This is a genomic window from Rothia sp. 88186D007BW, from assembly GCF_053544215.1.
The window spans coordinates 15543-40138 of record NZ_JBPPTR010000014.1 but is presented as its reverse complement, the minus strand read 5'-3'; the positions used below and the strand labels follow the sequence as shown (position 1 = coordinate 40138).

22 protein-coding genes are annotated in these 24596 nt (G+C 57.3%); 8 read left to right on the top strand and 14 right to left on the bottom strand.

The genetic code is table 11. From position 1 onward, the window contains the following. Positions 1-74: 74 nt before the first annotated feature. The 4 genes from ACEE09_RS08500 to nhaA form a co-directional block, all read right to left on the bottom strand. The gene (locus ACEE09_RS08500) at positions 75-962 is read right to left on the bottom strand and encodes a TIGR01777 family oxidoreductase (protein WP_449083863.1); all 888 of its coding nucleotides are present in this window, start codon (positions 960-962) and stop codon (positions 75-77) included. Beyond that, positions 916-1494: an SRPBCC family protein gene (locus ACEE09_RS08495; RefSeq protein ID WP_449083829.1), complete on the bottom strand. Its 579-nt coding sequence runs from the start codon at positions 1492-1494 to the stop codon at positions 916-918. Before ACEE09_RS08495 ends, ACEE09_RS08500 begins: the two co-directional genes overlap by 47 nt. 91 nt (positions 1495-1585) lie before the next feature. Then, the gene (locus ACEE09_RS08490) at positions 1586-2044 is read right to left on the bottom strand and encodes a hypothetical protein (RefSeq protein ID WP_449083827.1); all 459 of its coding nucleotides are present in this window, start codon (positions 2042-2044) and stop codon (positions 1586-1588) included. 655 nt (positions 2045-2699) lie between these two features. Beyond that, complete coding sequence (nhaA, locus tag ACEE09_RS08485) at positions 2700-4058, bottom strand: Na+/H+ antiporter NhaA (RefSeq protein WP_449083825.1); 1359 nt, start codon at positions 4056-4058, stop codon at positions 2700-2702. A gap of 326 nt (positions 4059-4384) precedes the next feature. Between nhaA and ACEE09_RS08480 the strand changes: the two genes are divergently transcribed. Together ACEE09_RS08480 and ACEE09_RS08475 are read left to right on the top strand one after the other, a co-directional pair. Then, positions 4385-4909, top strand: a complete 525-nt coding sequence (locus ACEE09_RS08480; protein ID WP_449083824.1) for a MarR family winged helix-turn-helix transcriptional regulator — start codon at positions 4385-4387, stop codon at positions 4907-4909. 673 nt (positions 4910-5582) lie between these two features. Beyond that, the gene (locus ACEE09_RS08475) at positions 5583-6215 is read left to right on the top strand and encodes a superoxide dismutase (protein ID WP_449083822.1); all 633 of its coding nucleotides are present in this window, start codon (positions 5583-5585) and stop codon (positions 6213-6215) included. A 94-nt stretch (positions 6216-6309) separates the two neighbouring features. Here ACEE09_RS08475 and ACEE09_RS08470 read toward each other — a convergent pair whose 3' ends face one another. After that, on the bottom strand, positions 6310-7164 hold the full coding sequence (locus ACEE09_RS08470) for a thermonuclease family protein (RefSeq protein WP_449083820.1): 855 nt from the start codon (positions 7162-7164) through the stop codon (positions 6310-6312). Positions 7165-7169: 5 nt separating this feature from the next. After that, positions 7170-7991, bottom strand: a complete 822-nt coding sequence (locus ACEE09_RS08465; protein WP_449083818.1) for an NUDIX hydrolase — start codon at positions 7989-7991, stop codon at positions 7170-7172. 109 nt (positions 7992-8100) lie between these two features. Between ACEE09_RS08465 and ACEE09_RS08460 the strand changes: the two genes are divergently transcribed. Continuing rightward, a complete protein-coding gene (locus ACEE09_RS08460) occupies positions 8101-9330 on the top strand; it encodes a glycosyltransferase (protein ID WP_449083816.1) in 1230 nt (409 codons plus the stop codon). On the opposite strand, the gene ACEE09_RS08455 is transcribed toward ACEE09_RS08460, so the two are convergent. The 7 genes from ACEE09_RS08455 to ACEE09_RS08425 form a co-directional block, all read right to left on the bottom strand. Then, positions 9327-10328, bottom strand: coding sequence for an NAD-dependent epimerase/dehydratase family protein (locus tag ACEE09_RS08455; protein WP_449083814.1), 1002 nt, complete (start codon positions 10326-10328; stop codon positions 9327-9329). The two genes, ACEE09_RS08460 and ACEE09_RS08455, sit on opposite strands and share 4 nt — an antisense overlap. A 34-nt stretch (positions 10329-10362) precedes the next feature. Next, a complete protein-coding gene (locus tag ACEE09_RS08450; RefSeq protein ID WP_449083812.1) occupies positions 10363-10683 on the bottom strand; it encodes a putative quinol monooxygenase in 321 nt (106 codons plus the stop codon). A gap of 115 nt (positions 10684-10798) precedes the next feature. Beyond that, positions 10799-11662, bottom strand: coding sequence for an anchored repeat-type ABC transporter permease subunit (locus tag ACEE09_RS08445; RefSeq protein WP_449083810.1), 864 nt, complete (start codon positions 11660-11662; stop codon positions 10799-10801). Then, positions 11659-12438, bottom strand: a complete 780-nt coding sequence (locus ACEE09_RS08440; protein ID WP_449083808.1) for an anchored repeat-type ABC transporter ATP-binding subunit — start codon at positions 12436-12438, stop codon at positions 11659-11661. The genes ACEE09_RS08445 and ACEE09_RS08440 overlap by 4 nt, the downstream gene beginning before the upstream one ends. Further along, positions 12435-13454: a choice-of-anchor M domain-containing protein gene (locus ACEE09_RS08435; RefSeq protein WP_449083806.1), complete on the bottom strand. Its 1020-nt coding sequence runs from the start codon at positions 13452-13454 to the stop codon at positions 12435-12437. Before ACEE09_RS08435 ends, ACEE09_RS08440 begins: the two co-directional genes overlap by 4 nt. A 10-nt stretch (positions 13455-13464) precedes the next feature. Further along, on the bottom strand, positions 13465-14943 hold the full coding sequence (locus tag ACEE09_RS08430) for an anchored repeat ABC transporter, substrate-binding protein (protein ID WP_449083804.1): 1479 nt from the start codon (positions 14941-14943) through the stop codon (positions 13465-13467). A 94-nt stretch (positions 14944-15037) separates the two neighbouring features. After that, positions 15038-17200, bottom strand: a complete 2163-nt coding sequence (locus ACEE09_RS08425) for a TIGR03773 family transporter-associated surface protein (protein ID WP_449083803.1) — start codon at positions 17198-17200, stop codon at positions 15038-15040. 118 nt (positions 17201-17318) lie between these two features. Between ACEE09_RS08425 and ACEE09_RS08420 the strand changes: the two genes are divergently transcribed. Next, positions 17319-20468 (top strand): choice-of-anchor M domain-containing protein, encoded by a 3150-nt coding sequence (locus tag ACEE09_RS08420; protein WP_449083801.1) that lies wholly within the window; start codon positions 17319-17321, stop codon positions 20466-20468. A gap of 181 nt (positions 20469-20649) precedes the next feature. Then, positions 20650-21888, top strand: coding sequence for an MFS transporter (locus tag ACEE09_RS08415; protein WP_449083799.1), 1239 nt, complete (start codon positions 20650-20652; stop codon positions 21886-21888). A gap of 211 nt (positions 21889-22099) precedes the next feature. Here ACEE09_RS08415 and ACEE09_RS08410 read toward each other — a convergent pair whose 3' ends face one another. Continuing rightward, positions 22100-22240, bottom strand: coding sequence for a hypothetical protein (locus ACEE09_RS08410; RefSeq protein WP_449083797.1), 141 nt, complete (start codon positions 22238-22240; stop codon positions 22100-22102). 39 nt (positions 22241-22279) lie between these two features. Between ACEE09_RS08410 and ACEE09_RS08405 the strand changes: the two genes are divergently transcribed. The 3 genes from ACEE09_RS08405 to ACEE09_RS08395 all read left to right on the top strand — a co-directional run bounded on the left by ACEE09_RS08405 (position 22280) and on the right by ACEE09_RS08395 (position 24596). Beyond that, positions 22280-22414 carry a hypothetical protein gene (locus ACEE09_RS08405; RefSeq protein ID WP_449083795.1) on the top strand — a complete coding sequence of 45 codons (135 nt, stop codon included), beginning with the start codon at positions 22280-22282 and terminating at the stop codon, positions 22412-22414. 282 nt (positions 22415-22696) lie between these two features. Continuing rightward, positions 22697-22948, top strand: a complete 252-nt coding sequence (locus ACEE09_RS08400; RefSeq protein WP_449083793.1) for a hypothetical protein — start codon at positions 22697-22699, stop codon at positions 22946-22948. A 223-nt stretch (positions 22949-23171) separates the two neighbouring features. Then, positions 23172-24596 (top strand): efflux RND transporter periplasmic adaptor subunit, encoded by a 1425-nt coding sequence (locus ACEE09_RS08395; RefSeq protein ID WP_449083792.1) that lies wholly within the window; start codon positions 23172-23174, stop codon positions 24594-24596.

The following is a 24596-nucleotide window of genomic DNA, read 5'->3' as shown; positions in this document are numbered from 1 at the left end:
ACTCAATAGAATATCCCGCTCAGTGCCGCTTCGCTGACGTATTAGGGTGATATTTCGGTGAACAATAATACGCCCTATTGTGTGAGCTCATGAGCCAGGGCAGATTCGAGCTCCGGCTCAAAGAAAACATAGCCACTGGCCAGAAGCTTATCGGCGCTGGCCCGCTGACTAGCTAGCGCCAACTCACGAACTCCCTCCCGCCCCAGGGGTAAGGCAGGCACAGCGGACGGAATAGGGAGCAGGACGGGGCGGCGCAGCACCCTACCCACCGTCTTTGCCAGGGTCTTCGCCGTTACCGGCGTGGGAGCCACCGCGTTGACCGGCCCCTCCAGCTTCTCGGTAAGCACCGCATGCACATAGATACCGGCAATATCATCCAGGCTAATCCAGCTCTGCACCTGCTCACCCGAACCAATCCAACCACCGGTCCCGCTCAAGAAAGCCGGAAGCTGCAGGCACAACATACCATCCAGGGCAGACTGCACCAGGCCGGTGCGCACGTTAACTACTCGAAGTCCAGCCTCACGAGCAGGTTGGCAGGCTGCCTCCCACGCCTGGCATACCTGCGCCAGGAAGCCGCTCCCGGCGTCCTGATCCTCGGTGAGTATCTCTTGGCCCCGGTCAGAGCCGTAGAAACCCACCGCAGAAGCGCAGACAAAAACGCGCGGGGCGGCGTCCGCACCCCTCTGCCGCACCAGGTTGGCCAGGGTAGTCGCCAGCAGAGTCGTGGACTCAACACGGGAGGTAAGAATCTTCTTCTTATTCTCCTCGGTAAAGCGTTGGTTGATGCTGGCCCCGCCCAGATGAATTACGGCGTCCGCACCCTCAAAAGCAGCGGTATCAACCTCACCAGCAGACGGATCCCAACGGAACTCGTGCTCAGCCTCGGGTGCGCGGCGCACCAGCGTGCGCACCCTATGCCCGCCCCCGGTCAACAGGGCAACCACTTGGTGCCCCACCATGCCGGACGCGCCCGCAACCACTACCGTCAGGGGGGGCACTTTCATAGCGCTGCTGAAAATCAAGATCAGCACCGATTCGGCGCTTGCGGGCGGCAAAAACTTTCTCTAGCTGCTTTTGAGCCGCTGCCCGAGCAAGCCGTTCAGCCGCAGCTCCTACCTTTTCCGCGGGTGCGGGCAGCGTGGGAAGAGCTGTGAAGGTAATACTGTCGCGCACCACCGTATCGCCCGGCGTCGACAGAAAATCGTGGGTGTGCTCCCAGGAAGAAAAGGGGCCGCGGACCATTTCATCAGTGAAGGAATCTGCGGACGCCCGGGTATGGCGGGCCGTCCAGGGTAGGGTCAGTAGACCCGAGGTCAGCGGCAGGGCCACCCTGGTACGAGCGGTACTTCCCAGATCGTTCGGATTGCCCTCTTCGGTGACGGAGCCAGCCCAGTGAGGAGTCGCCCGAGTCAGGGCGCCCGGGCGCAAAAACCAGGTACGCACAGTGTCTTCATCGTAGGGGTAAACGGCGGTGTAGGTAAAGTCAGCCATGGCAACCTTCCTGGAATCAAAGGAATTTTAAGTAACCTTACCTTTTGGATGGTGCGATGCCTAGAAGGCACGCACAGGATGAAAACCTTTTCTAGAGAGCCAGAGTGGTTAGCTTCTCCTCCGCCGCCTCAATCAGCTCAGCAAGAGTGGTGATGTAATACTTCTCAGCTAAGGTCACAGCATTCTCACCCGGTAAACCCTCTGTAGCAAAAGACCCCAACCCAAAACTAGCCCCCGCACCCAGGCTGCTGGCGGCAGGCGCCTGCCCGCCTGCGTCCTGACCAAAAGCGCCCACCCCAAAGGTAGAGACTGGTGCGCTGGCAGACTCCCGAGTGAACGTGTACCCGTAGGCGGTGGAATCGGCGTAGCTGATATTGAGCACATACTCTACCTGCAGGCCGTCCTCGGTGCGCTCTATAGATAGGTCAGCATCGTCAAGGAACTCCCCGTCAAGTTCTAGCCCGCCGTTATACTCCAGAGCCCAACCAAACTTGCGGGCCAGCGCAAAAGCAGTCTCTTTAATCTGGGTGTGCTGCGAATCAACAGCCATGGGCTCTCCTTGTCAAGACGAGTGTTTCGTATCTACTGTACTGGGACTCAAAGAAAGGGGTAAAAGAAAAGTGGAGCCGAGCCCTTCCCAGGGGGCTCGCCTCCACTTCAGTTTTACTGCCCACACCCCTGCGGGCAGCTATCAGAGACGATAAATTTGAAACACACTCATACTCTGAATCGCAGGCCTGTCAGCCCAAACTCTTCCAGGCCTACTACACCAAGTATGCCAGCTCAACCTTTGCAAAACCTGAGATTCTGTAGGCATAAAAGGGGATAAAGGGCAGGCAGGTGGGGTTTATTGCCCCCTAATTTGGGTCTGGCAAGGTCAAACAAAATCAGCCACAAGTAGTACAAATTTTATCTATCTATAAAAATTTTTTACCCCCGTATGGCGTGTTGCCCCTTCTTCTATACGTTTGACCGGTGCTAAGCCCCGCATCGTGGCACGCCTGACCTGCCACAGCCACAATAATCACCCAACCCCAAGACCTCACAGCAGCATCTTCAAAAGGGGTAAATACATCATTCGAATTAGTGGGATAAAACCAGGACGCCGCCACTCGCCATCTCTGCCTTAGAGCAAGGTGGCGGGCGGCGGCGTCCTCAAAAGTGAGCTCCCTGAACCCTTGAGTCTACCTGTCTCGGTGAGGGTGCTAGACGGTGGGGCGGGGTGCGTGCGTATCGTCGGTAAAGACGTCGGGTATGCCGTCCTTGTTTTCGTCGATAGTTTCTTTGAGCGCAACCTGCTTGTAGTGCTTATTGCGGATTGAGAGAATCGTGGCACCTAAGATAGCGGCGGCAGCAGAGCCAATCATGATACCGATTTTGGCGTCCTCGGTGTGGATAGAGCCGGTCTCGAAAGAGAGCTCAGCAACCAGCATGGAAACGGTGAAGCCGATACCACCGGTCACCGCTAGACCGATAACATCCACCCATTTGATATCGGGGTCCAGGTTAACCCCGCGGAAGCGGGTAATGAGCCAGGTTGTACCGGTAATACCGATAGTTTTACCGATAACTAGACCGACCATAATACCGATAGCTACCGAATCAGCCAGGGCGGTGCGCAGGCCCTCCCAGCCACCCACGGCCACACCCGCTGAGAAGAAGGCGAAGAGAGGCACACAGATGCCGGTGGACAGCGGGCGCCAGCGGTGCTCTAGAGTCTCAGCCAAAGAAGCATTGGCCTCAGCCTGCTTAGTCTGGCCGGTCATGTGCACAGGCACACAGAAGCCCAGAATAACACCGGCGATGGTGGCGTGAATACCAGATTCAAGGAAGAGTGCCCAGGTGACGATACCTAGCGGCAGCAAGATAACCCAGGCAGCCCACTTGTGATCGTGGAAGAGCTTCTCATGTTTGTGGGTCACCCAGAAATAGAGGCCGATAGGAAGAATAGAGGCAATCAGGTACCAGGCGTGGAAGTTGCTGGTGTAAAAGAGGGCAATAATGACGATGGCGATGAGGTCATCGACAACAGCCAAGGTCAGCAGGAAGGTGCGTAGACCCGCAGGCAGGAAGGTTCCTACACCGGCTAAGACGGCCACGGCGAAAGCGATATCGGTAGCTGCGGGAATAGCCCAACCGTGAACGGCTGTCTCGTTGCCGTGATTGATAGCGAAATAGATGATAGCTGGGGTCATAGCACCACCGAAGGCGGCAGCAACCGGAACGATAGCCTTACCCGGGTCACGCAAATCGCCTACTGCGAACTCTTTCTTCAGCTCCAGGCCGGTCAGGAAGAAAAAGACCGTCAGTAAGCCATCGGCTGCCCAGAGGTGAACATTCATCATCAGGTGACTAAACCCGGGGATATTGAACCCAAGCTCGGTGTCTCTGATGCCTTCATAGAAGCTGGCTGCCTGAGTGTTAGCCAGTACGACCGCCAGGACGGTGGCGGCAAGAAGAATGAAACCGCCTATCGATTCTTTGCGCATAATTTCTGAGATGCGGCTAGTTTCTGCGTAGGATCCTCGGGAAAAGAGCGGGTCCGTATGAGGCGCTTCAGACATGCCTCTCCTTAGGTCAAGTGTGTGTGTTCGCTTGCTTTAGGTTCCATTATGCGCCTTAAGTTCAGCTAATGCCGAAATCTGGGCGGTTAACAAGGTAAGGATGGCGGTGACGTGATGGGGGTGCATCTTTGGCAGCTGGCTATATTAACAACCGGGCTCATGGGGTGCCTCTTGAGACACAGGGTAAAAATTAGCCCAGAATATTCTATATTTTTCCCTAAACTCACCAACACGAGCACACTCAAGCAGAAACTATTTCAGAAGAAACTTAGACTAGGTAGATGCCCCCCGTATCCCCTACACACCCTGTACTGACCAGAGGAACCATGAGCGAAGAATCCCCCCTAGCCGTCAAAGATACAACCCGTTGGCTCAATGAAGAAGAGCGTGAAGGCTGGCTCTTTATCTCATCTATCATGTTTAATCTGCCTGGGCAGCTAGAACATCAGCTACAGAAGGATTCAAATCTGAGCTTCGTTGAGTATATGGTGCTTGCCATGCTCTCAGAAGCTCCCCAGCACAAGCTGACTATGACCGATCTGGCCCGGCACACTAACACCCTGCTACCTCGTCTCTCCCGCGTAGTAACCCGGTTAGAGAAAGATAATTTTGTAGAGCGCAGCATTTGGGCTAAAGACCGCCGTGTCTCCATCTGCCATTTGCTCCCAGGTGGTCTAGCTAAGGTGCAGGAGGCTGCTCCTGGTCACGTGGAGGCTGTGCGGAAGATTGTTTTTGACCAGCTCAATAACCGTCAGATTAAGTCCCTGGCAAAGATTGGCGAGTCGGTGCTGGGCAATAAGCCCAGTGAAGTTATCACTGTGCGGAATGTCGAACTTTTTGATGAGGACTAAAAAGTAGTAGGCCGGCTTCACCTAGAGGTTATAAGAACTCCACCCTCGGCTAGGGGGTGGGGTTCTTCTTTATCCACAAGGGTTATCCCCAGAGTGGTGCGGACGCTCCTGGCTAAGACTCTGCGGTAGAGCTAGTTACCAAGGGTCTTTGGGGGCAGTGGGGAAGCGACCTGCCACTTTATCCCCACCTGTGGATAAGTCTGTGAACAATATCCACTTAAAGGGTGGAAAACCCCTTGACCCTGTGGGTAAAGCTGGCAGAAAGTGCATAAAAACCCCGATTCCAGGGCTTCAAGAGGGGTTCTCCACAAGCCTTATCCACACCCGTGGATAAGTGACACTGGTGTTATTTTCGAACAACACCCATGTACTTTCGAACCCCAGCCCTTGTTCTTCCCTGCTTTACCCTAGGAATTCTCGAACATCTTCGAAACCCTCGGCTGTGTAATTCGAATATCCCCAGATTTATCCCCACCTGTGGATAACTTTCTTGGCTCTTAAGTGGAAAACTGTGGAAAACCTGCTGCTGGCGTCCGCGCTTCCTGGTGTCACCTATTTTGCCCAGGGCTAAATAAGGGAACTTATCAAGTAACTTCTCGTGCCTTACCCACCCCACTGTGTAGAGTTAAACCCAGAAAGACCCAAAGAAGGGCCTTCAACGAAAGGAAAGACCATGTCAGAGAAGTACGTACTGCCTGAACTCGACTACGACTACGCAGCCCTCGAACCCCACATCTCAGCACGCATCATGGAGCTGCACCACTCCAAGCACCACGCCACCTACGTCGGCGGCGCCAACACCGCCCTAGAAAAGATGGAAGAAGCCCGCGAAAAGGGCGACTTCGCTAACATCGGCAAGCTCTCCAAAGACCTAGCCTTCAACCTGGGCGGCCACACCAACCACTCCGTCTTCTGGAAGAACCTCTCACCCGAGGGCGGCGACAAGCCCGTTGGCGAACTAGCAGCAGCCATCGACAACGACTTCGGCTCCTTCGACGGCTTCCGTGCCCACTTCGAAAACGTAGCCCTCACCATCCAGGGCTCCGGCTGGGCAATCCTCGCCTGGGACACCGTCGGTAAGCGTCTAATCATCGAGCAGCTCTACGACCAGCAGGGCAATATCTCCGTCGCCCTGATTCCTGTCCTACAGCTGGATATGTGGGAACACGCCTTCTACCTGGACTACCAGAACGTCAAGGCTGACTACGTCAAAGCCTTCTGGAACATCGTCAACTGGGAAGACGTCGCAGCCCGCTTCGACCGCGCCGTATCCCAGACCAAGGGCCTGGTCATCCCCGAAGCCTAAACCCCTTGCGCCCTGCGCATAGCTAAAAAGCCGGGTGCTGGCGTCCGCTCTTATACAGAGGGACGGCCAGCACCCGGCCTTATTTAAAACGACTCTAAGAACCAGGGCGAACCGGAACAGCCTCCGACTCAGCCTTCTTCTGCTGGTTCACGCTCGTGCCGTTCTCAGGGTAGAAATCATCACCCAGAAGCATACGGAAATCCTCAAGCTGCCTCTCAAGAGCATCGAGGGTAACAATAGAACCAACCCACTGGGCAGGAGCCTTAGTCTGGCCCTCCAATTCCCTATAAAAACGAGAAGCATCCTGGTAGACGCGCTGGCGCTCAGCTTCACGCTGCCTCTGCTCGGCAGAAGCCTCCGGTGACGTATCAACCTCCCAAGACCGGGCATCCTCTACAAGAGCCTTCTGCTGCTGAATCTGGGCAGGAATAGTGCACTCGACATCCTTTGAGTACAGACCCAAGCCCTCATGAGCGGCCTCCTGCTGGGCCTGAGAAACCTCGCCGTAGAACTCATCCGTGGCGGTAGTGAAAGTAGTAGAAACTAGCCCAGCCCGCGCCATATCACGGTTAATGAAAGCGTCCCCGGCATAGACCGCAGCCTCAACATAGCCGGTCGCCCCACGCTGCGACTCATCAAAATGCAAGGTCACCTGGCTACCCTCAGGCAACTTCTCAGCCAGCAAAGACGTGGACTCTTCCACCAAACAATTATTAGACAGTGCCACACCATTCTCAGAAGGAGCAGCAGTGTTAATCAGGCGGACCTCTTTCTCAACCCCATCAAAACTGGCGGTAAAAGTATTGGCCGACTTCACTGAAACTACAGTGGCAGTCATACCATCGGTATAGGTGATAGCTGTCGTCGCTTCTGGGGCTGGCTCTGTGCCAGAACCACAAGCGGTCAACGCCAGAAGAGTAACTGCAGCTAAGGGCGCAAGACGCTTCATCAAAATTATTTCCCCTGTTCGGCCTTATAAGCAGCTTCGCGGTACATACCCAAAGGGCCCTGATCCGCAAAAGCACGTGAGTGATTGTAACGGTAAAGACGCGGGGGGCGGTGACGGGTGCCCTCAACACGCTTACCTGTATCAATAATAGATTTAGACGCCGCAATCTGACGGCGGAAATTCGCCGGATCAAGAGCCCGACCCAAAATCGCCTCGTACACCTCCCGCAACTGGGCAAGAGTGAACTCCTCACCCAAAAAAGAATGCGCAATACGGGAGTACTCCACCTTATTTTTCAGGCGGTAGAGGGCGTACTCAATAATCTCATTATGGTCAAAAGCCAAAATAGGTAGCTCATCGACCGGGAACCAGCGAATATTCTCGTGCACACGAGTACGATTCACCTCGGTTTGAGGAATAGAAGCCCAATAAATGACCGACACTACCCGCTCATGTGTATTTTCTTCAGAAGGGAGCGGCAAAGACCCGCCCTCACGCATAATCTTATAGTCAGGAGTGCGGTGCACATCCCCAAAAGCGTAGAGCTGCTCCAAATAGCCCGGAACCAGGCCAGTAGCCCGCTTCAAGGTAGAACCAGCAGCCTCCTCAAGCGACAAATCAGGGTGCAAGGGCCCACCCGGCAAAGCCCACTGGCCCTTATAGGGCTCCCGCAAACGACGCACCAGAGGCAGCCACAGAGAATGATGCGACTCGCCCTCCTTACGGCGCAAAGCCAAAATCACCGTAGAAACAGCAAGCGAAACCGACGTATGATCAGCATCAAGATGCTCATCGTGGTGGGCCTGGGCGGCATTCGGCAAAGTCATCTGGCTCCCCGGTCGTAGGCAGTAAAAGTGAGGACGCACAAAACGCCCCTTACCCATTCTAGTCAAGACCACCGGCCTAGACCCACAGAATCTACATAGAATGATAAACATGCACATAGCCATGTTGACCGACTACTACCTGCCCACACTCGGCGGGGCCCAAACATCCATCAAAGCCCAAAAAGAAGCACTCCAAGTCCTCGGGCACCAGGTCACAGTGCTCTGCCCCCTCACCGAACCCAACGACAACCCAGATATTATCGGCCTACCCACCCACCCCTTCATAAAACCAGGAGGATACCCCCTGCCCTGGTCGCCGCGCCGAGTCTATAAGGCCACACTCTCAGCCCTACAAGAGATCAAACCTGACATTATCCACGTGCACTCAGAAATGTTCGTAGCCTTCGCCGGAATCCGCGCAGCCCACACACTAAAAATCCCCCTCGTGCAAACCATGCACGGCAGACTCGATGTTTACATGAGCAAAGTACTACCAGTACCCACCATCACCACAAGCATCTACGAACGCTTACACCACCGCACCATGAGCCACCAAGGGGTGCACATCAAGCCGGGGCAACCCTACACTCGCACCCGCGCAGCCCGTAACATGTGGCGTAGCATGGTCGTTCAAGCCAACACCGCCGACCAGGTCATCGTCCCCTCAGCCCACTTTGCCCACAAACTCCAAGAACAAGGGGTCTACAAGCCCCTAACCATCATCTCCAACGGTATCGAACCCTCCATCACCCAGGCCCTCACCCACGCAGAAGCCCGGCAGTACGACGGAACAGAACCCCTGCGCATCATGTGGTGCGGGCGAGTCTCCCCAGAAAAACGCCCCCTGGTCTTCCTCGGCGCCCTCACCCAGCTAAAAGCACCCCTACAGGTCAACATGTACGGTGACGGCATGGCCCTCAACCAGGTCAAAGAATTCATAGCCCACCACCAGCTAGAAGAAAAAGTGACAGTACACGGGGGAGTACCGCAGAGCGAAGTGCTCACCGCCATGCAAGAAAACCACGTCTTCGTCTCAAGCTCCCACGACTTTGATAACCAGCCCATGGTCATGCTCGAAGCCATAGCCACCGGCCTACCCATCATCTACTGCGACCCAGACCTAGCAGAAGTCGTCCCCCCAGCTGGGGCCCTCTGCACCCCCAACCCCCACGAACAAGGGCTAGCGCACACCCTCAACCGGCTGGCGTCCGCACCAGAAATGGTGCAAAAACTAAGCCAAGCAACCCTCGATGAGAGGCAACGAGCCCAACAAACAAACTTTACTGACAAGCTACTAGCGGTCTACACCGCAGCCCTAGAAAACCACACCCGCCCCTAAAATGACGGCCCTACCCCACGATGGGCCGCAGCAGAACTCTCAATCCCCTGATCAAGAGGCACCTGCGGGCAATAGCCCAGATCCTCACGGGCACGACTAATATCAAGGGTCTGGGCATAAGCAACAGTACAGACGCTATACCGCATCAAAGGAGGCTCCGCCACCCAATTAAAGGTACGGTACAAGCCCTCAAGAGCCGCCGCACCCCCATACAGTACAGCCTCACTGACCCTGCGATACCGCACCGGCTGCCCCAACCGGTCAAACATAAAATCAACCAGCTCTTTAAAGGGCCGCGGCTCCCCATTCGTAATGTTATAGGTTCCACCTACAGCCTGCGGGGACTCCATAGCAAGACGGCAGGCCAGAGCAACATTCTGCACACAGGTCAAATCAATCAGATGGGCACCCTCATTGACCAGAGGAACACCGAACCTGGCATTAATAGCAAGAAAACGAGGAACAATGCTCGGATCCTCAGCACCCATGAGCCCCCGCGGCCTCAACACAACAGTTTCTAGCTCCTGAGAATCAACCGCCGCAAGGAGCTCCTCAGAGCGCAACTTACTCCAAATATAGTTGGTCAGAGTATTAGCCGGATCGTACTCGTCCTCACGAATATTCAAACGATCCCCACGCTGGGCATAAATACTAGGGGAAGAAATATGCACCAAACGCTGAGCCCCACTGCGCTTGGCAAAATCAACCACCTGCTGCAACCCCAGAACATTATGAAGATAAAACTCTTCACGGCTGCCCCAGGTGGTTGAAAGCGCCGCACAATGAACCACACCATCAAAGCTCACCTGCTGGCGAGAAAGCTCAGTAAGACTGCCCGCAAAGGTAGTAACACCAGGGCCCTGCAAACTAGCTAGCCGCTGCCGGTTACGCCCAGCAGCAAGAACACGATACCCATGATCCAACAGTTCTTGCACCACATATTTACCCAAGAAACCTGTGGCACCCGTAACGAGGACAGTGGGGGAGGCCGGTCCCATCACCCTTCTCTTCAGAAAGCTCGTGAAGAAAAGACTAAGAAACCTTCAGCTCTTCCATCTCATCCCAGCCATCGCCCTCAACGGCACGAGAAAGAATCTTGGGGGTTGCAGTTAGCCAAGGACGGATAGACTCCATACCCTGAGCGAAGTGCTCAGACTCCACATGAGCTTCCGCAGCGTCGTCCTCAAAAGCCTCAATCAGAACTACCTCATTGGGGTTCTCCACGCTCAAAGACCACTCGTACCACTTATTACCCGGCTCAGCGCGGGTAGCCTCAGTGAACTCACGAGTTGCAGCCAAAAAGCCCTCGCGGTCGCCGTCCTTCACCTGAAACTTCACAACAATGAAAATCATGTCTCATCCTTCAATCGCTCGATAATAGTTCACTCACTATCTTTCCCAGGGCAGGGAACAAAAGCAAGATAAGGACAACTTCTTTACAGAAGATGCCCCCAACCCCTGCCGATCCCTACCCAGGAACCGCGCTTTTGACGCTAAAGTTCCCCTGAAAGATCCGACTAGCCGCCCAGCAGAGCAGGAACCCGGCAATCATAGTCAGCACGATGACACCGCCAGTAGGCAGGTTGAAAGCCCAGGAAAGATAGAGCCCCACCGTTGACGTCACCGCCCCGAAGGCCGGTGCAAAGACCATCATGCGCCCCAAGGTAGAGCAGAGCAGCCGGGCCGTAGCCGCCGGTATCACCAGCAAAGCCAGCACCAGCACATTACCCAAAGTCTGCAAAGAAATCACAACAGACACCGTCACCACCACATAGAGCAAAATATCCAGAGCCAACACCGGCAAACCCGCAGCCCGAGCACTCTCCTTATCAAGAGACACCGCCACAATCTCCTTATGGAAAAGACCCAAAACCAGCGCCAGCACCGCGGCAATCACCGCCGCCTGGGCAACGTCCGCACTAGAAATACCCACAATGGAACCAAACAAAAAGTCCTGCACCGACCCCGAATACCCCGGGGCAAGAGAAATGATAGTAATACCCAAAGCAAAAGCCCCAGCAAAGAAAATACCAATCACCGAATCCTCTTTAAGCTTCTGATTCTGGCTAAAAATTGCCACCAGAACAGCAGTCACCACACCAGCAACCAAACCGCCCAGCACCAAAGAACCACCCACCACAAAAGCCACCGCCAAACCCGGAAAAACCGAGTGAGCCACAGCATCACCAATGAAAACCATGCCGCGCATGACCACATGGCAACCCACCAGCCCCGTAATCAGAGAAGCAATCACCACCGCCGCCAGCGCACGCGCCAGAAACGCCAGATTAGGGTTGAAAAGATCTTGAACAAATTCCAGAGGAGTAATCATAGGGCTAACTCACAGCCTTCGTGTTGTCCGTGCAAGAAAGCATAAAGCTCCTCGACACTATGTTGCTGGGCAGGGGCATCAACGGCTAAATCACCGCGCACACCCACAATGCGGCTGCACCAGTTACGGGCCGACACCATATCGTGAGTCGACATGAGAATAGTCATGCCCTCAGCCGTCAAAGACCGATAAAGACGGTTAAGAGAATCCTGGGTAGGGGCATCCACACCAGTAAAAGGCTCATCCAGCAACAAAAGCTTCGGCGCGGACGCCAAAGCACGGGCAAGCAACACCCGCTGCTTCTGCCCACCAGAAAGCTCACCCACAGGGCGATCCTTCAGCCCAGTCAACTCAGCCTTATCAAGAGCCGAATAAACCGCCTGCCAGTCCGCTCGACCAGGGCGACGAAACCAACCAATCGCCCGCGTCCGGGCACTCATCACAGCATTTTCCACAGTAATAGGGAAATCCCACTGAAAAAGATGCTTCTGCGGCACATAACCAATATGAGAGCGAGCCTTAAGGGGTGGCAGCCCCAAAATATCAATACGCCCCTTACTCGTAGGAACCAGCCCCAGCAAAGACCGCAGCAAGGTAGTCTTGCCAGAACCATTAGCACCAATCAGCCCCACAAACTCACCGGGGCACAGAGTAAGACTCAGACCAGTCAGCACAGGCCGCCCCGGGTAACCCGCATGCAAGTCGGTGATAGTAAGAGTAGGGGCGGACGCCGCACCCACACCCTGCTGCGTAAAATCAGGTAAAGCGGTGGTCATGAACGAGCCCCCGTAGAGTGCTTAAAGGCTTCAGCCTTAGCAGCGGCAGAACGGCGAGCTACCAAGATACCCCCAACAATGAGGCCTAGCAGCAGCAGAGCACCACCAACAACCAAACCAAGCGGCAGACCAGACCCACCGGCCTCAGCCTCGACACCAGCCTGCGAACTATCACCAGCAGGGGCAGAAGCAACACCCTCGGCAGATGAGCTCTCACCCCCCTGCGCCGTAGCGCCCTCATCAACCGAACCTAAAGCGTCCGCCCCAGCAAAAACCTGCTCATTACTCACCGACGAACCCACAGCAAAAAGCAAACGGGCAGTATCACTCACAACCGTCCCATCAGCCAGCTCAGCATGAGCCCGCACCGTCAAATAATAGGCGCCAGGGGCAGTGAAAACCCAGTTAGCGTGAGTATGCACATTAGGCTCAACAAAAATATCCTGAGGGTCACTATTATCAGAGGACCACAACACATCAGGGGCGCCGAAAGTACCGTTCTCCAAATACAGCGAGAACCCGCCAGGGCCCTCCACCCCCTCAAGAGTGAAGGTAACCCCACGACCCAAACGCTCCACCACCTGAGGGTTCTGAGTATTCCAACCCGGCCACACCACCCCAGCCAGCTCAGTCTGCGGAATCACATACACCTCATCACCAGCCTTAGCCTGCACAAAAGAATAACGAGGATCATCAGGCACCAACATCATGGCAGTATCATCCCCACGAAGCACCACCTCCGCAGGATCACGCCACACCGGCTCAGCAGTCGAATCATCACGGAACATCAACTCCCAAGAACCCTCCACAAAAGCCGGGCCCATATCAACATGCCCAGCAGAAATCTCATGCTGACCAGTCACCACCGGCTCATCAGGAGAAAGAGTCTGCTCCAAAGCACGCTCCTGGGCGCTCTTATTCTCCTCAGCAGCATAAGCAACCGAACTCAACACGGAGGTAGGCACCAACAAGGCCGCCACAGCAAGGGCAGCAGTACAACGAGTAGAAGTCTTCATAGAAAAATCCTTAAGGGGAAGTAGCTGAACAATCAGTAATAATCTGCGCGTTCGTCAGCATCATCTGGGAATAACTAGGCGCATCTGCATCAAGAGAATCGGAATAAAGCTCACAAACCCTCACACCAGCCTCATCACCCACCTGCTTGAGCACCGGCGTCCTATTCATCAACCGGCGCTCCGTATAAAGAGCAGGCACAGCCAAATCGTCGATAGTGCGCCGCAGGCGCTCGCGCTGCTGGATGCTAGGCTCAACACCAGCCACCGGCGAGACATAGCCAGCAATATTTAGGCCGTAGGTTGAAGCCAGGTAGCGGTAACCGTCGTGGGTGGTCACCAGATTTTTAGCTGCGTCGGGGAGCTGATCATATATGCGGTGAAGCTCTTGATCAGTTCCTTCTAGCTCAGCTAGTAGGGCCTCAGTATTAGCCCGGTAGGTGGCGGCCCCTGCGGGGTCGGCTGCGATGAGAGTATCGCGCATGAGTTGGGCGGTGGACATGACGTTGGGCACCGAATGCCAGATGTGGGGGTCAATTTCGCCGTGTACGTGCTTACCTAGCACTGCCTGGGCCAGAAGATAGACCTGGTCGCCTGGTTTGCCGAGGAAGCGGTACTGGGGCCCGGCCGGAAGCTCCTGTAAGGTGCGGGAGGGCACCGCGATGACGGTGGTGGCCGGGTCGTACTCGGTGACCTGACCGTCAGAATCGGTGCGGATTACTAGCTGGCCGCTATCTAGCTGAGCAGTTAAATCAGCGTGCCCAGCGTCAAGCACAGTAACTGGCTTACCGCTTGCTTCTTCCATGGCCTGAACCTGGGCATCAGGTAAGACACCTACCGCAAAATGTACGGGGGTAGGGGGGACGTCTCTAAGCCCGGGAAGGGGGTTGCCTTCAGTGGTGCGGGCTTGGGCTTCAAGACTCAAAGAGTATATACCCGGCTGGGTATATGCCCATGATAGGTGGGTGTGAGCTTGGAGAGGAAGAGCAGTCTCTCCCAAAGCACCAGAATGATGATGCCCGCCTTCCCCCGAATCGGCCACCTTCTCTACCGACCCAAAGGTGCCAGTAATGAAAGCTGCTAGCTGCCCCGGCCCACTGGCCTCAGTGGCCCGGAAGGTAACTGAAGCATCACGGGCTAGCTCGGCTTCACGAGGCGCACCAGAGGTACGCAGACCTAACCAGATGGAGTCTAAAGAAGCGTCCTCAACGATAGGGATGAGCTTACCCCCGTAGCTTTCAATCTCTTCAGCAACGGCCACCGAGATAGCGTCTTGAGGTAGGTTGGCATCTACCATGCGCACCAGCTTTTGCTGTTCCAACAGTAAGCCGTTGGTGAAAGCCACATCGGCATAGGCTATCTGACGCACATCATGCAGGGAAGGCTCATAGGTGTGAGGGTTGGCCCCTGCCGGCACCAGGGACGTCACTTGGGCCCTGTCGCCGGCAATCGATGAGGCCAAATCGGCCAGAATCGGGGTGGAGGCCACCACCTGTAACCCCTGCTGCCCCCGCTCTGCTAACCCACTACAGCCGGTTAAAGCTAGAAGAAAAGCTAACAGAAGGGGGAGGCAGGCAGGCAGGTGCTTAGGCTGCATGGCCAGCGGAACGGCGACGCAGAACAATCAAAGCACCGGCACCAAGAAGCAGAGCCAGGGCGCCAGCTGCAACTACAGTGCCCACCGAGGAAGCACCGGTGTAGGCTAGCTCGCCACGAGCAGAAGCCTGCTGAGCCTGCTTCAATTCTTCTTCGCTCAAGGTGCAGTCGCGCCCATCAGCGGTCTTGCCCACAATGCGCACCTGTGACCCATCAGGGCGAGTCACAATGCCGGTGGTCTGATCTACTGACCCCTTCTGCTCGCCATCAGAGGTGGACTTGGGGGTGGCGTCCTGCTGGGTGGCCTTCCCCTGATCTTGGGTCTCTTCCTGGGGCTGGCCTTGCTGCTGAGGTGCCTGTGCTGAGCTGACATCGCCTACCTCAAAGGTAAGGGTGCCGCTAGATGAGACCTGCTGACCATTCTTAAGGGGAGCAGACCAGGTGAGAGTGGCAGTGTAGATGCCAGGGGCAGTAAAGACCCAGTTCCCGTGCTGGTGGGTGTTCAACGGTACAGAGAAGGAGTCACCGACCTTATTGAAGACGGTGGTGCCTGCTGAACCGAAGTTACCGGAGAGGAACACTGAGAGCTGGCCGGGGCCCTGCATGTCGGTCAGGGTGAGGGTTGCGGGGCCAGCGGCCTGGGCAACCAGTTCAGGGTTCTGGGTGTTCCAACCAACCCAAGGTACGGTGGCCTGCTGGGTTGCCCCAATGAGGTAGACCTCGGACCCTGCCGGAGCAATGTGCCCCATACCGCCGGGCATGGTGGTTTTAGCGCCGTCACCGAGGACGAAGGTAAGAGCGCTGGGCTGCTTCCAGATGGCCGGGGAGGTACGGTCGTCCTTAATCTGTGCTGATAGGTTGCCGCCGTTGAGAACTGCACCAAAATCAAAGTGGCCACTGGTGGCGCGGTCGGTGCGGGTGTCTACAGCCCGTTGAATGGTGAAGGCAGGCTTCTCTAGGGTCGGTGCGGACGCCCGGTTGATAGTTCCTTCGTCACTGGCCTGAGCCTGCTGGGCAGGCTTAATGAGCTCTTCGGTGGCCTGGCACTTCTGGGGGGCGGGGTTCTGCTGGGTGCTCCCTGAAAGAGGCTGGCTCTGGGCTGGTGCCTGGGAGGCAGGGGCCTGTGAGTCAGGGGTCTGATGAGCCTGGTTGGGGTTGCTTACCGGCGGCAGAGCTTCAGGCTGAGTGGCAGGGCTGGTCTGGTCATCGCCAGCGGGGGCAGCAGACTCTGTTTCTGGAGCAGAAGGAGTTTCAGCTGCATCTTGGGTGGGGGCCGGTGCTGCGCTGGTTTCCTCCGGGGCAGGTGCCGGGGCTGATGGGGCAGGAGAAGCAGGGGTAGCTACCTCTGGGGCAGAGGTAGGTGCCGGTGCTTCTGGTGCGGGGCTCAGGGTCTCTGGCTGGGGCTGCTCACCCTGGTCGGCTGAATCGTCAGGTAGCTGGCCTACGACAAAGGTGTAGGTCTGCTCGGCGCTGATGGAGGTTCCATCTGTGCGGGTAGCGCTGGCCTGGAAGGTTAGCTCGTAGGTTCCTGTAGCGGTAAAGGCCCAGTTGGCGTGAACGTGTGCGCCTACCGGCTGCTGGTAGGTAGGTAGTTTCTCGCTGGAGCTAAAGATCCGGCTGATACCAAAGGGGGAGGACTGGAATATTTCAACGGCTCCACCCTCGGGTGCCTTGGTTCTTACCAGCTCCAAGTTGATGGTGTCCCCTGCCAATTCACCGGGGCGGATGCTCTCAGTGTTCCAGCCGGGCCAGAGTACCTCAGCTATCTGGGTTTGAGGGGCTAGCCAGATGGTTTTGCCTTCTTCTCCCAGGAAATCGAACCCTGCGGGAACCTGGACGCGGGTCTCAGGGCGGTCTTGCAAGTTGAAGGTGGTCTGTGCCGGGTCTAGGCGGGTGTGGGGTGCGCCGGGCAGGTCTGCGAAGGTGAAGAGGTCTAGCTGGCCGTTGGCTAACCCTACGGCCAGGGCGTCGGTGTGCTCGGTAGCTAGGACGGTGCGGGGGCTGGCTTCGTCTGCGCTAGCCGGTTGTACCTGGCTGATGGCGTCGGCAGTGTGCCCAGGGGTGTTAGTGGTGGCGGGTGCTGCGGCTAGGGGGCCTGCTATAAGGGCCACTGAAAGGGCTGCAACCGAGAGGACTTGGGGGAATTGTCGCATGATCTGCTTTCTAGGTGAATGCTTGGTTTTTCTCACCTTTTAGAATATCTTTAATGATAATCATTCTCAATAACTAATATGGTTTTTAGCTCCCCCAGCACCCACTAGAAAGACCCCCATGCACAACCAAAACCCCGCCCCATCTCCCTCATCTCGACTAGCCTCCTCCCGGCGTCCTTACCGGGCCCTGACCCTCTCAGCCCTAGCCATCGCCACCCTCGCCGGCTCAGCCCTACCTGCTATCGCAGGGCCCGACGACGGAAAAATCGTAGGCACCCAAGCCCACATTGATGCTCCCCAAACTGTCTGGGAAGAAGACACCTTTAACCTCTACGGCAAAATGCCCCACGGCGACCAGAAGGACGCCCTCATCCCCTTTGACCAGTCCGTTCTCTGGATCGGTAAAGGCTACTCCACCCGCGCAGAAGCCAAAAATCAGTACATCTTCACCGTGCCCGATTCCCCCAACACCCAGTTCCTCGGTGAACCCGGCGACAAACTCTACATGGCACCCTCCCTGCCCTACGGCAACCACGACCCAGCCTGGATCGGCTTCGGGGCAGATAGCAACATTCCCGTAGAAAACTTCCGCGACGGCACCTTCACCCTCGACCTGCTCAAGGTTGACGGCCCCGGCGTCATGGAAATGTTCACCTACCGCTCCAACTACTTCCCCAACGACGTGCGCCGCATGCTCAGCTCCACCGACCCCGACTTTCAATCGGCCGTACTCACCCCCGGCGCCCACACCCACAACTACACCACCTTCTCCCGCCCCGGCCGCTACGAAATCACCTACCGCACAGTAGCCCGCGGCCTTGATGGGCAAACCATCGAATCCAAACCAGTTACCGCCATCTGGCAGGTAGGCGGCAACCGCCCAGTTGACGGTGAAGGGGCAGCCACTGAGGCACCCCTCATTGACACCTACAACAAGGCCCTCACCACCGCCCTGAGCGCCGAAAACTACAGCCTAAGCCTTTCTCCCAAGCCCACCCAAGAGCAGGATGGGGACGAATCCCTCACCGACATCACCTTTGATGCCGGCCGCACCGACGTCTCAGGCACCCTAACCCTCTACAACCAGGGCTACTTCCTCACCGATGTGCGGGTCGAGGGCGGCACCGCCACCTGGTCTGAGATGCTCGGCTCCCTAGACTCCCAGATTCAGGGTGTCTTTATTCCTGACGGGGCTGCGGCAGGCTCTGGGGCAACCGCCGCCAAGTGGGTTACCCCCGCCCTAACCTACCAGCCAGAGCAGCAAGTAAGTGTGCGCTCAGATGCCGGTGAAGGACGCTGGCCCGCCCCCATCACTGACCCCGACAACACAGTGCTCCCCACTGGCCACCAGGCCCTCACCAGTGGAGATTACAGCGTCACCATCAAACCCTCTGAATATGAGGGCTACAACCTGGTGCAGATTAAGTTCGCTGACCCCACCGTGCGCGGCTACGTGGCAGGGGGCATGTTCCGCCGTGCCGAGGATGCCTCTGGGGCAGCTAACTGCTACGCCCACATTGATAACGGTGTGGCTAGCTGCTACCTCAGCGCAGCTAGCTGGCTCAAGGGCTACCACGCCATCTTCAACATCACTCCCCACCCCGACATGGACGCTCACACCGACCGTCACACGGTCACCAGCAACTATGTGCCCGGTGAGGAATATATGTCTAGCGGTTCGCTCCAACTGACCGAACCCCTAGCAGAACCGGCTCCTGAACCCTCTGCCAGCCCTGAACCCTCTGCCAGCCCTGAGCCTTCTACGAGTCCCGCGCCCACTGCGGAACCCAGCCAGCCTGCGCCGAGCCCTGAGCCCAGTGAGCCAGCACCGAGCGCGTCCTTACCTGCTCCTTCTACCACGGCTAGCCCTGAACCTACGGTCAGCCCGGAACCTTCCGCTAGCCCGGAACCTTCCGCTAGCCCCGAGCCCACCGTCAGCCCTTCCGCACCTGCCCAGATACTGCCAGATGCCAAACGCTGCCAGAGCCCCAGCATGGAAGGCCGCTACCTACTCACTAACGGCCACGTTGACATCAAGGCATCCTTAGCTGGCGGTGCCCTCAAGCTGGCCCTGAAAGATGAAACCTCATCTATTACCCGTGAAGCCGCTGACCGTTCCTTGAACGATGTAGTGCTTGGGGTAGGGGATAACGCCCGTTTCACCCGCCAGGAACAGATGATGGCCCCTGAACTGGACTTCCTCGGCCCCGCTGGTAGCGAGTTCTACGGCCTTCCACAAACTCAGCAGGCCGGAATTGTCTGGCCCGGTTGGAACACCCAAGACGTTGACTACACCCAGCTAGCAGGGCCTGTTACCTTGCACCTGGTACCCACCGCGCTGCCTGACGGTGCCGCTTACGGTGTCTACGAACAGGACTTTGCCGGAGGTGTGACCCTCCAGGCAGGAGGCGCAAGCAAAGACACCACCATCGACATTGATTTCGCCACCCACGCCCACGCAAACTGGGTCTTTACCGCCCCCGGCACCTACGCCTTTGACGTCTACTACAGCGCCCCGCTGCCGAACGGCACCATTGCCCGCAGTCAGACCCAGCAGGCAATCTTTGTGGTAGGTAACGCTACCCTGGAGGAATGCCTCACCGGTGCCAAGGATGAAACTCCTAGCCCTGAGCCCAGTGCAGAACCGACTGTCGAGCCTAGTGTGGAACCCACTGCCGAGCCCAGCCCTGAGCCCAGTGCAGAGCCTACTGTCGAGCCCAGCGCAGAACCGACTGTCGAGCCTACTGTTGAACCCACTGCCGAGCCCAGCCCTGAGCCCAGTGTTGAACCTAGCCCTGAGCCCAGTGCAGAGCCTACTGTTGAACCTAGCCCTGAGCCCAGCGTTGAACCGACAGTCGAGCCTAGTGTGGAACCCACTGCCGAACCCAGCGTTGAACCTAGCCCTGAGCCCAGCGTTGAACCGACCGTCGAGCCCACTGTTGAACCGACTGCCGAGCCTACTGTTGAACCCACCGCCGAGCCCAGCCAGGGGGCCGATGACGTCCGCACACCTGAAAGCACCGAAGCTGAGAACACCAGCCCTGCTGGCGCTGACTCGGGCAACACCGCATCAGCTAACGCCGGGGCAAACCCCAGCCAGCAAGCTGCCGGTGGAGCCACCCAACAGCCCTCCACCGGGGCAACTGAGTCCCCGTCAGCAGGCGGAGGTCGCCTGGCCTCAACCGGCGCCTCAGCCCTTGGTGTTTCCCTGGTTGGCGCGCTCGCGCTGGGTGCTGGCGTCCTGACTCTGCGCCGCCGCAAGCACTAACCTAGCCCAGCCCACTTACCCCCTTAAAATGCACAAACCCTGTAAAAATGGCAGGCGGCTGCATTTTTGAGGGGGTATTTTCTATCTGCCGCCCGGCCCAAGCCAACACAGGGGCGGCGTCATATACGCCTAGCGTGCCGCAAGAAGGCTTAGAATTGCTGAGGTTTATAAAGGAGTGCGCATGACACACGTTACTGACCCCCGCCGGGTCACCCTCTACACCTGGATCATCTCGGTGGGTGGTTTTCTCTTCGGCTACGACACCGGAATTATCAACGGTGCACTACCCTTCTTACAACAGGATTTCACACTGTCCCCTGCCGCTGAAGGTATGGCAACCTCAGCCCTGACCCTGGGTGCCGCCTTTGGTGCACTCCTTGCCGGGCAACTCATCGATCGGTTCGGACGCCGCCGCGTGCTCTTCACCCTCGCCCTCGTCTTCGCTGCTAGCTCCCTGGGCCTAGCCTTGGCCCCCACCCTTGGTATCTTCATTATTTTCCGTGTGCTGGTGGGCCTAGCGGTCGGTGCAGCCTCGGCGGTAGTGCCGATTTATCTGGCGGAGATTTCCCCGGCTAACCGCCGTGGGGCTATCGTGACGCGTAACCAGTTCATGATTGTCTTTGGTCAGCTCACCGCCTACGTGGTCAATGCCATGATTGGCAATATTTTTGCCCACCAGGTGATGATTTGGCGAGTCATGTTCGCTATCTCTATCGTCCCGGCCATCGTCCTTTTCGTGGGCATGTTCCTGGTGCCCGAATCGCCAGGGTACCGCCGGGAAGCCACCGCCGAGCGCGGTGCTTTCAAGCTGCTCTGGCGCGACCCGGCCCTGCGCACCACCCTACTTTTGGCTGCTTCTATCGGTATCGTGCAGCAAGCTACCGGCGTGAACGCCCTCATGTACTACGGCACCCAGGTGCTGCGTGAGGCAGGCTTCTCCACCGATGCGGCACTGACCGCTAATATCTCCAACGGTGTGCTGTCGGTGCTGGGTGCGGCGGTGGGTCTCTGGTTCGTGGGGCGCTTCCCCCGCCGCCTGGTACTGACCATCGGCCTGGCCGGCACCACCTTCTCACTGGCTATGCTGGCGGTGACCTCACAGGTGCTCGATGCTACCGCCCGCCCCTGGGCTACCTTGGCCATTTCGATTATCTTCCTGGTCTTCCAGCAAGGTGCTGTCTCGCCGGTGACCTGGGTGCTCATGAGCGAAGTTTTCCCTGCCCGCGTGCGCGGTGCCGGTATGGGCCTGGCTACCTTTGTCTCCTGGATTGCTAACTTTATGGTCTCTCTCTTCTTCCCGCAGATGGTTGCATCCCTGGGATTAGGTATGACCTTCGCGGTCTTTGCCGTTATTGGTATCGGCCTGATTACCTTTACCCGCGCGGCGGTACCCGAGACCGCCGGCCGCGATATGGACTAGCTGATTCCGGCGTCCGCTCTACTACTTTTCCCGCATTAAGGATTCCGATGGCTCGCCCTGACTACGGTATCGGCCCGCTGGCCCACGCCCTGGCAACTGACTTTGGCTACGAGTTCGCCTATGACGCCCCGCTGAGGTCGATGGCCTCTGGCTAGAAACCGCTGAACTTGAAAAGACCTACATCGACCTGACCGGTCGCGTCTTCACCCTGCTACTCAACGTTTTCTACATTGGGGACGAACGCCGCTACGGCTTCGCTCTCTTCGAGCTTGAGGACGCTACGGAGCAGGGCGCAGGGGCCGGTTCGGGCGCCGAAGCTGATACGGACGCCGGTGAGCGCCTGGTCCTGCAAGAGGACGGCCTGGCAAGTGCAACTGAGCTGAAGAATCGTGTGGCTGATGTGCTCACTGATTCTGCCCAGCTCTTAGCCGAGCAGGAGGCCTATGATTTGGGTGAGGCCATTCGCGCCGTTGATGCAGCCCATCCTGCCGAACCTGTGGATAACTCGCTCAACATTCAGTCATAAACACGTAAGGTACCCCCAGATTTGTCCACAAATCTCTAAAAGTCCTAGTGGGAATGAGAATTTCTCTCCATACTGGTGAACATGAACAATGTATCTCATCACCCTGCAAGCCCGGTTACCCCCTTGCCCTCTGCTCCGGTTCACCCTGGGCCGCAGCAGCTGAACCCACAGCCCGCAACCCCACACCTTAGCGCCCCGCATCCCGGCACTTCCAACCCTGGGGCTCCTCTCCCCGAGGAAGGAAAAAAGCTGAACCCTCTAGGCCTTGGGGCCCTAGCACTGATGGCACTACTCACCATCACCGGCATCATTGATTTCTTATTCATCGAGGGATCGTTTAACTTCATGCTGCCTAGAGGCATCAGCTGGGTCGGTGTTGTCGTCCTTGCCATCGTGGCTCTCTTCATGAAGGGGAAAGAAAAAGTTACCGCCACCATTGCCTTGACCATCGGGGGTGCCGTCATCATCTTCGTCCCACTGCTTATGGTGATTGGCTTCGCGATCTTCCTGATGCTCGGCAATATTTTTGTGTAAAAGATGGGTGCAGGGTGGTGCCGCTGCTTGTCATACTCAAGTATGATTTGTCATTTTTAGTATCAATACGGCCACACATAGGGCAGATAAGAACTTACACTGAAAGGACTACATCACATCTATTTCCCCTATTGATGAAGGCCCACAACCATGAGCACCACCCCCACCACCCCCACCCCCTACACCGGGATCAGCACACCGGCGTGCACCAGCTAAAAAGAAAATGAGCACCCTCAGTAAGGTACTCATCGGCCTTGCCCTAGGCATCATCGCTCTGATCGCCATCGGTGCACTTCTCATCAACAGCATCTTCGGTAGCGGCACCAGCGCCCACTCAACTATTCCTTCCAGCGACTACCTGACTCTGAGCGATGAAGGTGTCAGCAACAAGGTGCGGGTGGACGGCACTGTGCAGCCCGGTGAAATTCGCTCCATTACCACCCACCTGACCAGCCCCGTTAGCTCCGTGGAGGTAGAAGTAGGTGACCGGGTAGAACTTGGCCAGACCCTAGCCACCATCGATACCTCCACCTTGCAAGGGGACCTTGACACCCAGCGCACCCAGCTGGACGGGTCCGTCACCACCGCCCAGAGTGCCCTGAACGCAGCACAGACCGCCTACGACCAGTACAGCCAGGGAATCGCCAACGGCACCAACCCCGAAATTCTGGCCGCCCTAGCCGCCCAGCGCACTGCTAACGAGCAGGTCACCCTAGCTGCGGCCGACCTCAAAACCAAGCAGCAGATGCGCGACCAGGCCGCTGCAGCCGGTGAAGACCTCACCCTCTTCAACGCCGACGTTGCCGCCGCAGAATCTGCCCTGCGCCTGGCTAACGGGGCCAAAACGGACGCAGACACCGGCGTCACCACCGCCCGCGCCGCCGCAAACACCCAGCTAGCAGCCCTGGAAACTGAACTCAACAACGCCCGCACCGCCCTGGCCAGCGCAGAAACCACCCGCAACCAGACAGTAGGTGCCCTACAAAGCGACCTCACCTCAGCTACCCTCACCTCACCCATCAACGGTGTAGTTATGAGCGTCGCTAAACCTGGTGCCCCGGCAAGTGGGCCTGTTGTTACTATCGGTGACGATTCCACGCTCACCATCACCACCAGCGTCCGCGAAGCTGATGTGGCCACCATTAAGGAAGGCAACCGCGTCACCTTCACCGCCGGAGCCACCGGAAGCAAGGAATACGCAGGCACCGTCACCTCCGTAGCCTCCATCGCTGACTCAGCCCAGCAGGGCAACGATGAAGCGGCCGGTGTAATGGCCGGTAACGGGTCAGCCCCCACCTTTACCGTCACCATCGAAGTCACCGGCAACCGTGAGGGCCTCTACCTGGGCTCATCTGTCAAGGCCAGCATCATCACCTCTGAAGAAGAGAGCTCCCTGGCTGTGCCTCTGGATGCGGTCTACACCAACGACCTCGGTAAGAAGAGCATCGTAGTGGCCGTACCCAACGATGATGGCTCCTTCACCCTCGAAGAGCGCCCTGTAGAAACTGGCCTAGCCAACGAATTCGATATCTCCCTTACCAGCGGTGAGGTGGCCAGCGGTGACATGGTACTCACCCCCGGCGAAACCTACCGCCACCGCGTGGGTGAAAAAGTCACCCTTGACGCCGGCACCAGCTTCGGGTGGTAG

What these genes read in the sequence shown, in the direction of transcription:
- ACEE09_RS08500 (WP_449083863.1), bottom strand. Translation starts at nt 962, where the DNA reads ATGGTGGGGCACCAAGTGGTTGCCCTGTTGACCGGGGGCGGGCATAGG.
- ACEE09_RS08495 (WP_449083829.1), bottom strand. Translation starts at nt 1,494, where the DNA reads ATGGCTGACTTTACCTACACCGCCGTTTACCCCTACGATGAAGACACT.
- ACEE09_RS08490 (WP_449083827.1), bottom strand. Translation starts at nt 2,044, where the DNA reads ATGGCTGTTGATTCGCAGCACACCCAGATTAAAGAGACTGCTTTTGCG.
- nhaA (WP_449083825.1), bottom strand. Translation starts at nt 4,058, where the DNA reads ATGTCTGAAGCGCCTCATACGGACCCGCTCTTTTCCCGAGGATCCTAC.
- ACEE09_RS08480 (WP_449083824.1), top strand. Translation starts at nt 4,385, where the DNA reads ATGAGCGAAGAATCCCCCCTAGCCGTCAAAGATACAACCCGTTGGCTC.
- ACEE09_RS08475 (WP_449083822.1), top strand. Translation starts at nt 5,583, where the DNA reads ATGTCAGAGAAGTACGTACTGCCTGAACTCGACTACGACTACGCAGCC.
- ACEE09_RS08470 (WP_449083820.1), bottom strand. Translation starts at nt 7,164, where the DNA reads ATGAAGCGTCTTGCGCCCTTAGCTGCAGTTACTCTTCTGGCGTTGACC.
- ACEE09_RS08465 (WP_449083818.1), bottom strand. Translation starts at nt 7,991, where the DNA reads ATGACTTTGCCGAATGCCGCCCAGGCCCACCACGATGAGCATCTTGAT.
- ACEE09_RS08460 (WP_449083816.1), top strand. Translation starts at nt 8,101, where the DNA reads ATGCACATAGCCATGTTGACCGACTACTACCTGCCCACACTCGGCGGG.
- ACEE09_RS08455 (WP_449083814.1), bottom strand. Translation starts at nt 10,328, where the DNA reads ATGGGACCGGCCTCCCCCACTGTCCTCGTTACGGGTGCCACAGGTTTC.
- ACEE09_RS08450 (WP_449083812.1), bottom strand. Translation starts at nt 10,683, where the DNA reads ATGATTTTCATTGTTGTGAAGTTTCAGGTGAAGGACGGCGACCGCGAG.
- ACEE09_RS08445 (WP_449083810.1), bottom strand. Translation starts at nt 11,662, where the DNA reads ATGATTACTCCTCTGGAATTTGTTCAAGATCTTTTCAACCCTAATCTG.
- ACEE09_RS08440 (WP_449083808.1), bottom strand. Translation starts at nt 12,438, where the DNA reads ATGACCACCGCTTTACCTGATTTTACGCAGCAGGGTGTGGGTGCGGCG.
- ACEE09_RS08435 (WP_449083806.1), bottom strand. Translation starts at nt 13,454, where the DNA reads ATGAAGACTTCTACTCGTTGTACTGCTGCCCTTGCTGTGGCGGCCTTG.
- ACEE09_RS08425 (WP_449083803.1), bottom strand. Translation starts at nt 17,200, where the DNA reads ATGCGACAATTCCCCCAAGTCCTCTCGGTTGCAGCCCTTTCAGTGGCC.
- ACEE09_RS08420 (WP_449083801.1), top strand. Translation starts at nt 17,319, where the DNA reads ATGCACAACCAAAACCCCGCCCCATCTCCCTCATCTCGACTAGCCTCC.
- ACEE09_RS08415 (WP_449083799.1), top strand. Translation starts at nt 20,650, where the DNA reads ATGACACACGTTACTGACCCCCGCCGGGTCACCCTCTACACCTGGATC.
- ACEE09_RS08400 (WP_449083793.1), top strand. Translation starts at nt 22,697, where the DNA reads ATGGCACTACTCACCATCACCGGCATCATTGATTTCTTATTCATCGAG.
- ACEE09_RS08395 (WP_449083792.1), top strand. Translation starts at nt 23,172, where the DNA reads ATGAGCACCCTCAGTAAGGTACTCATCGGCCTTGCCCTAGGCATCATC.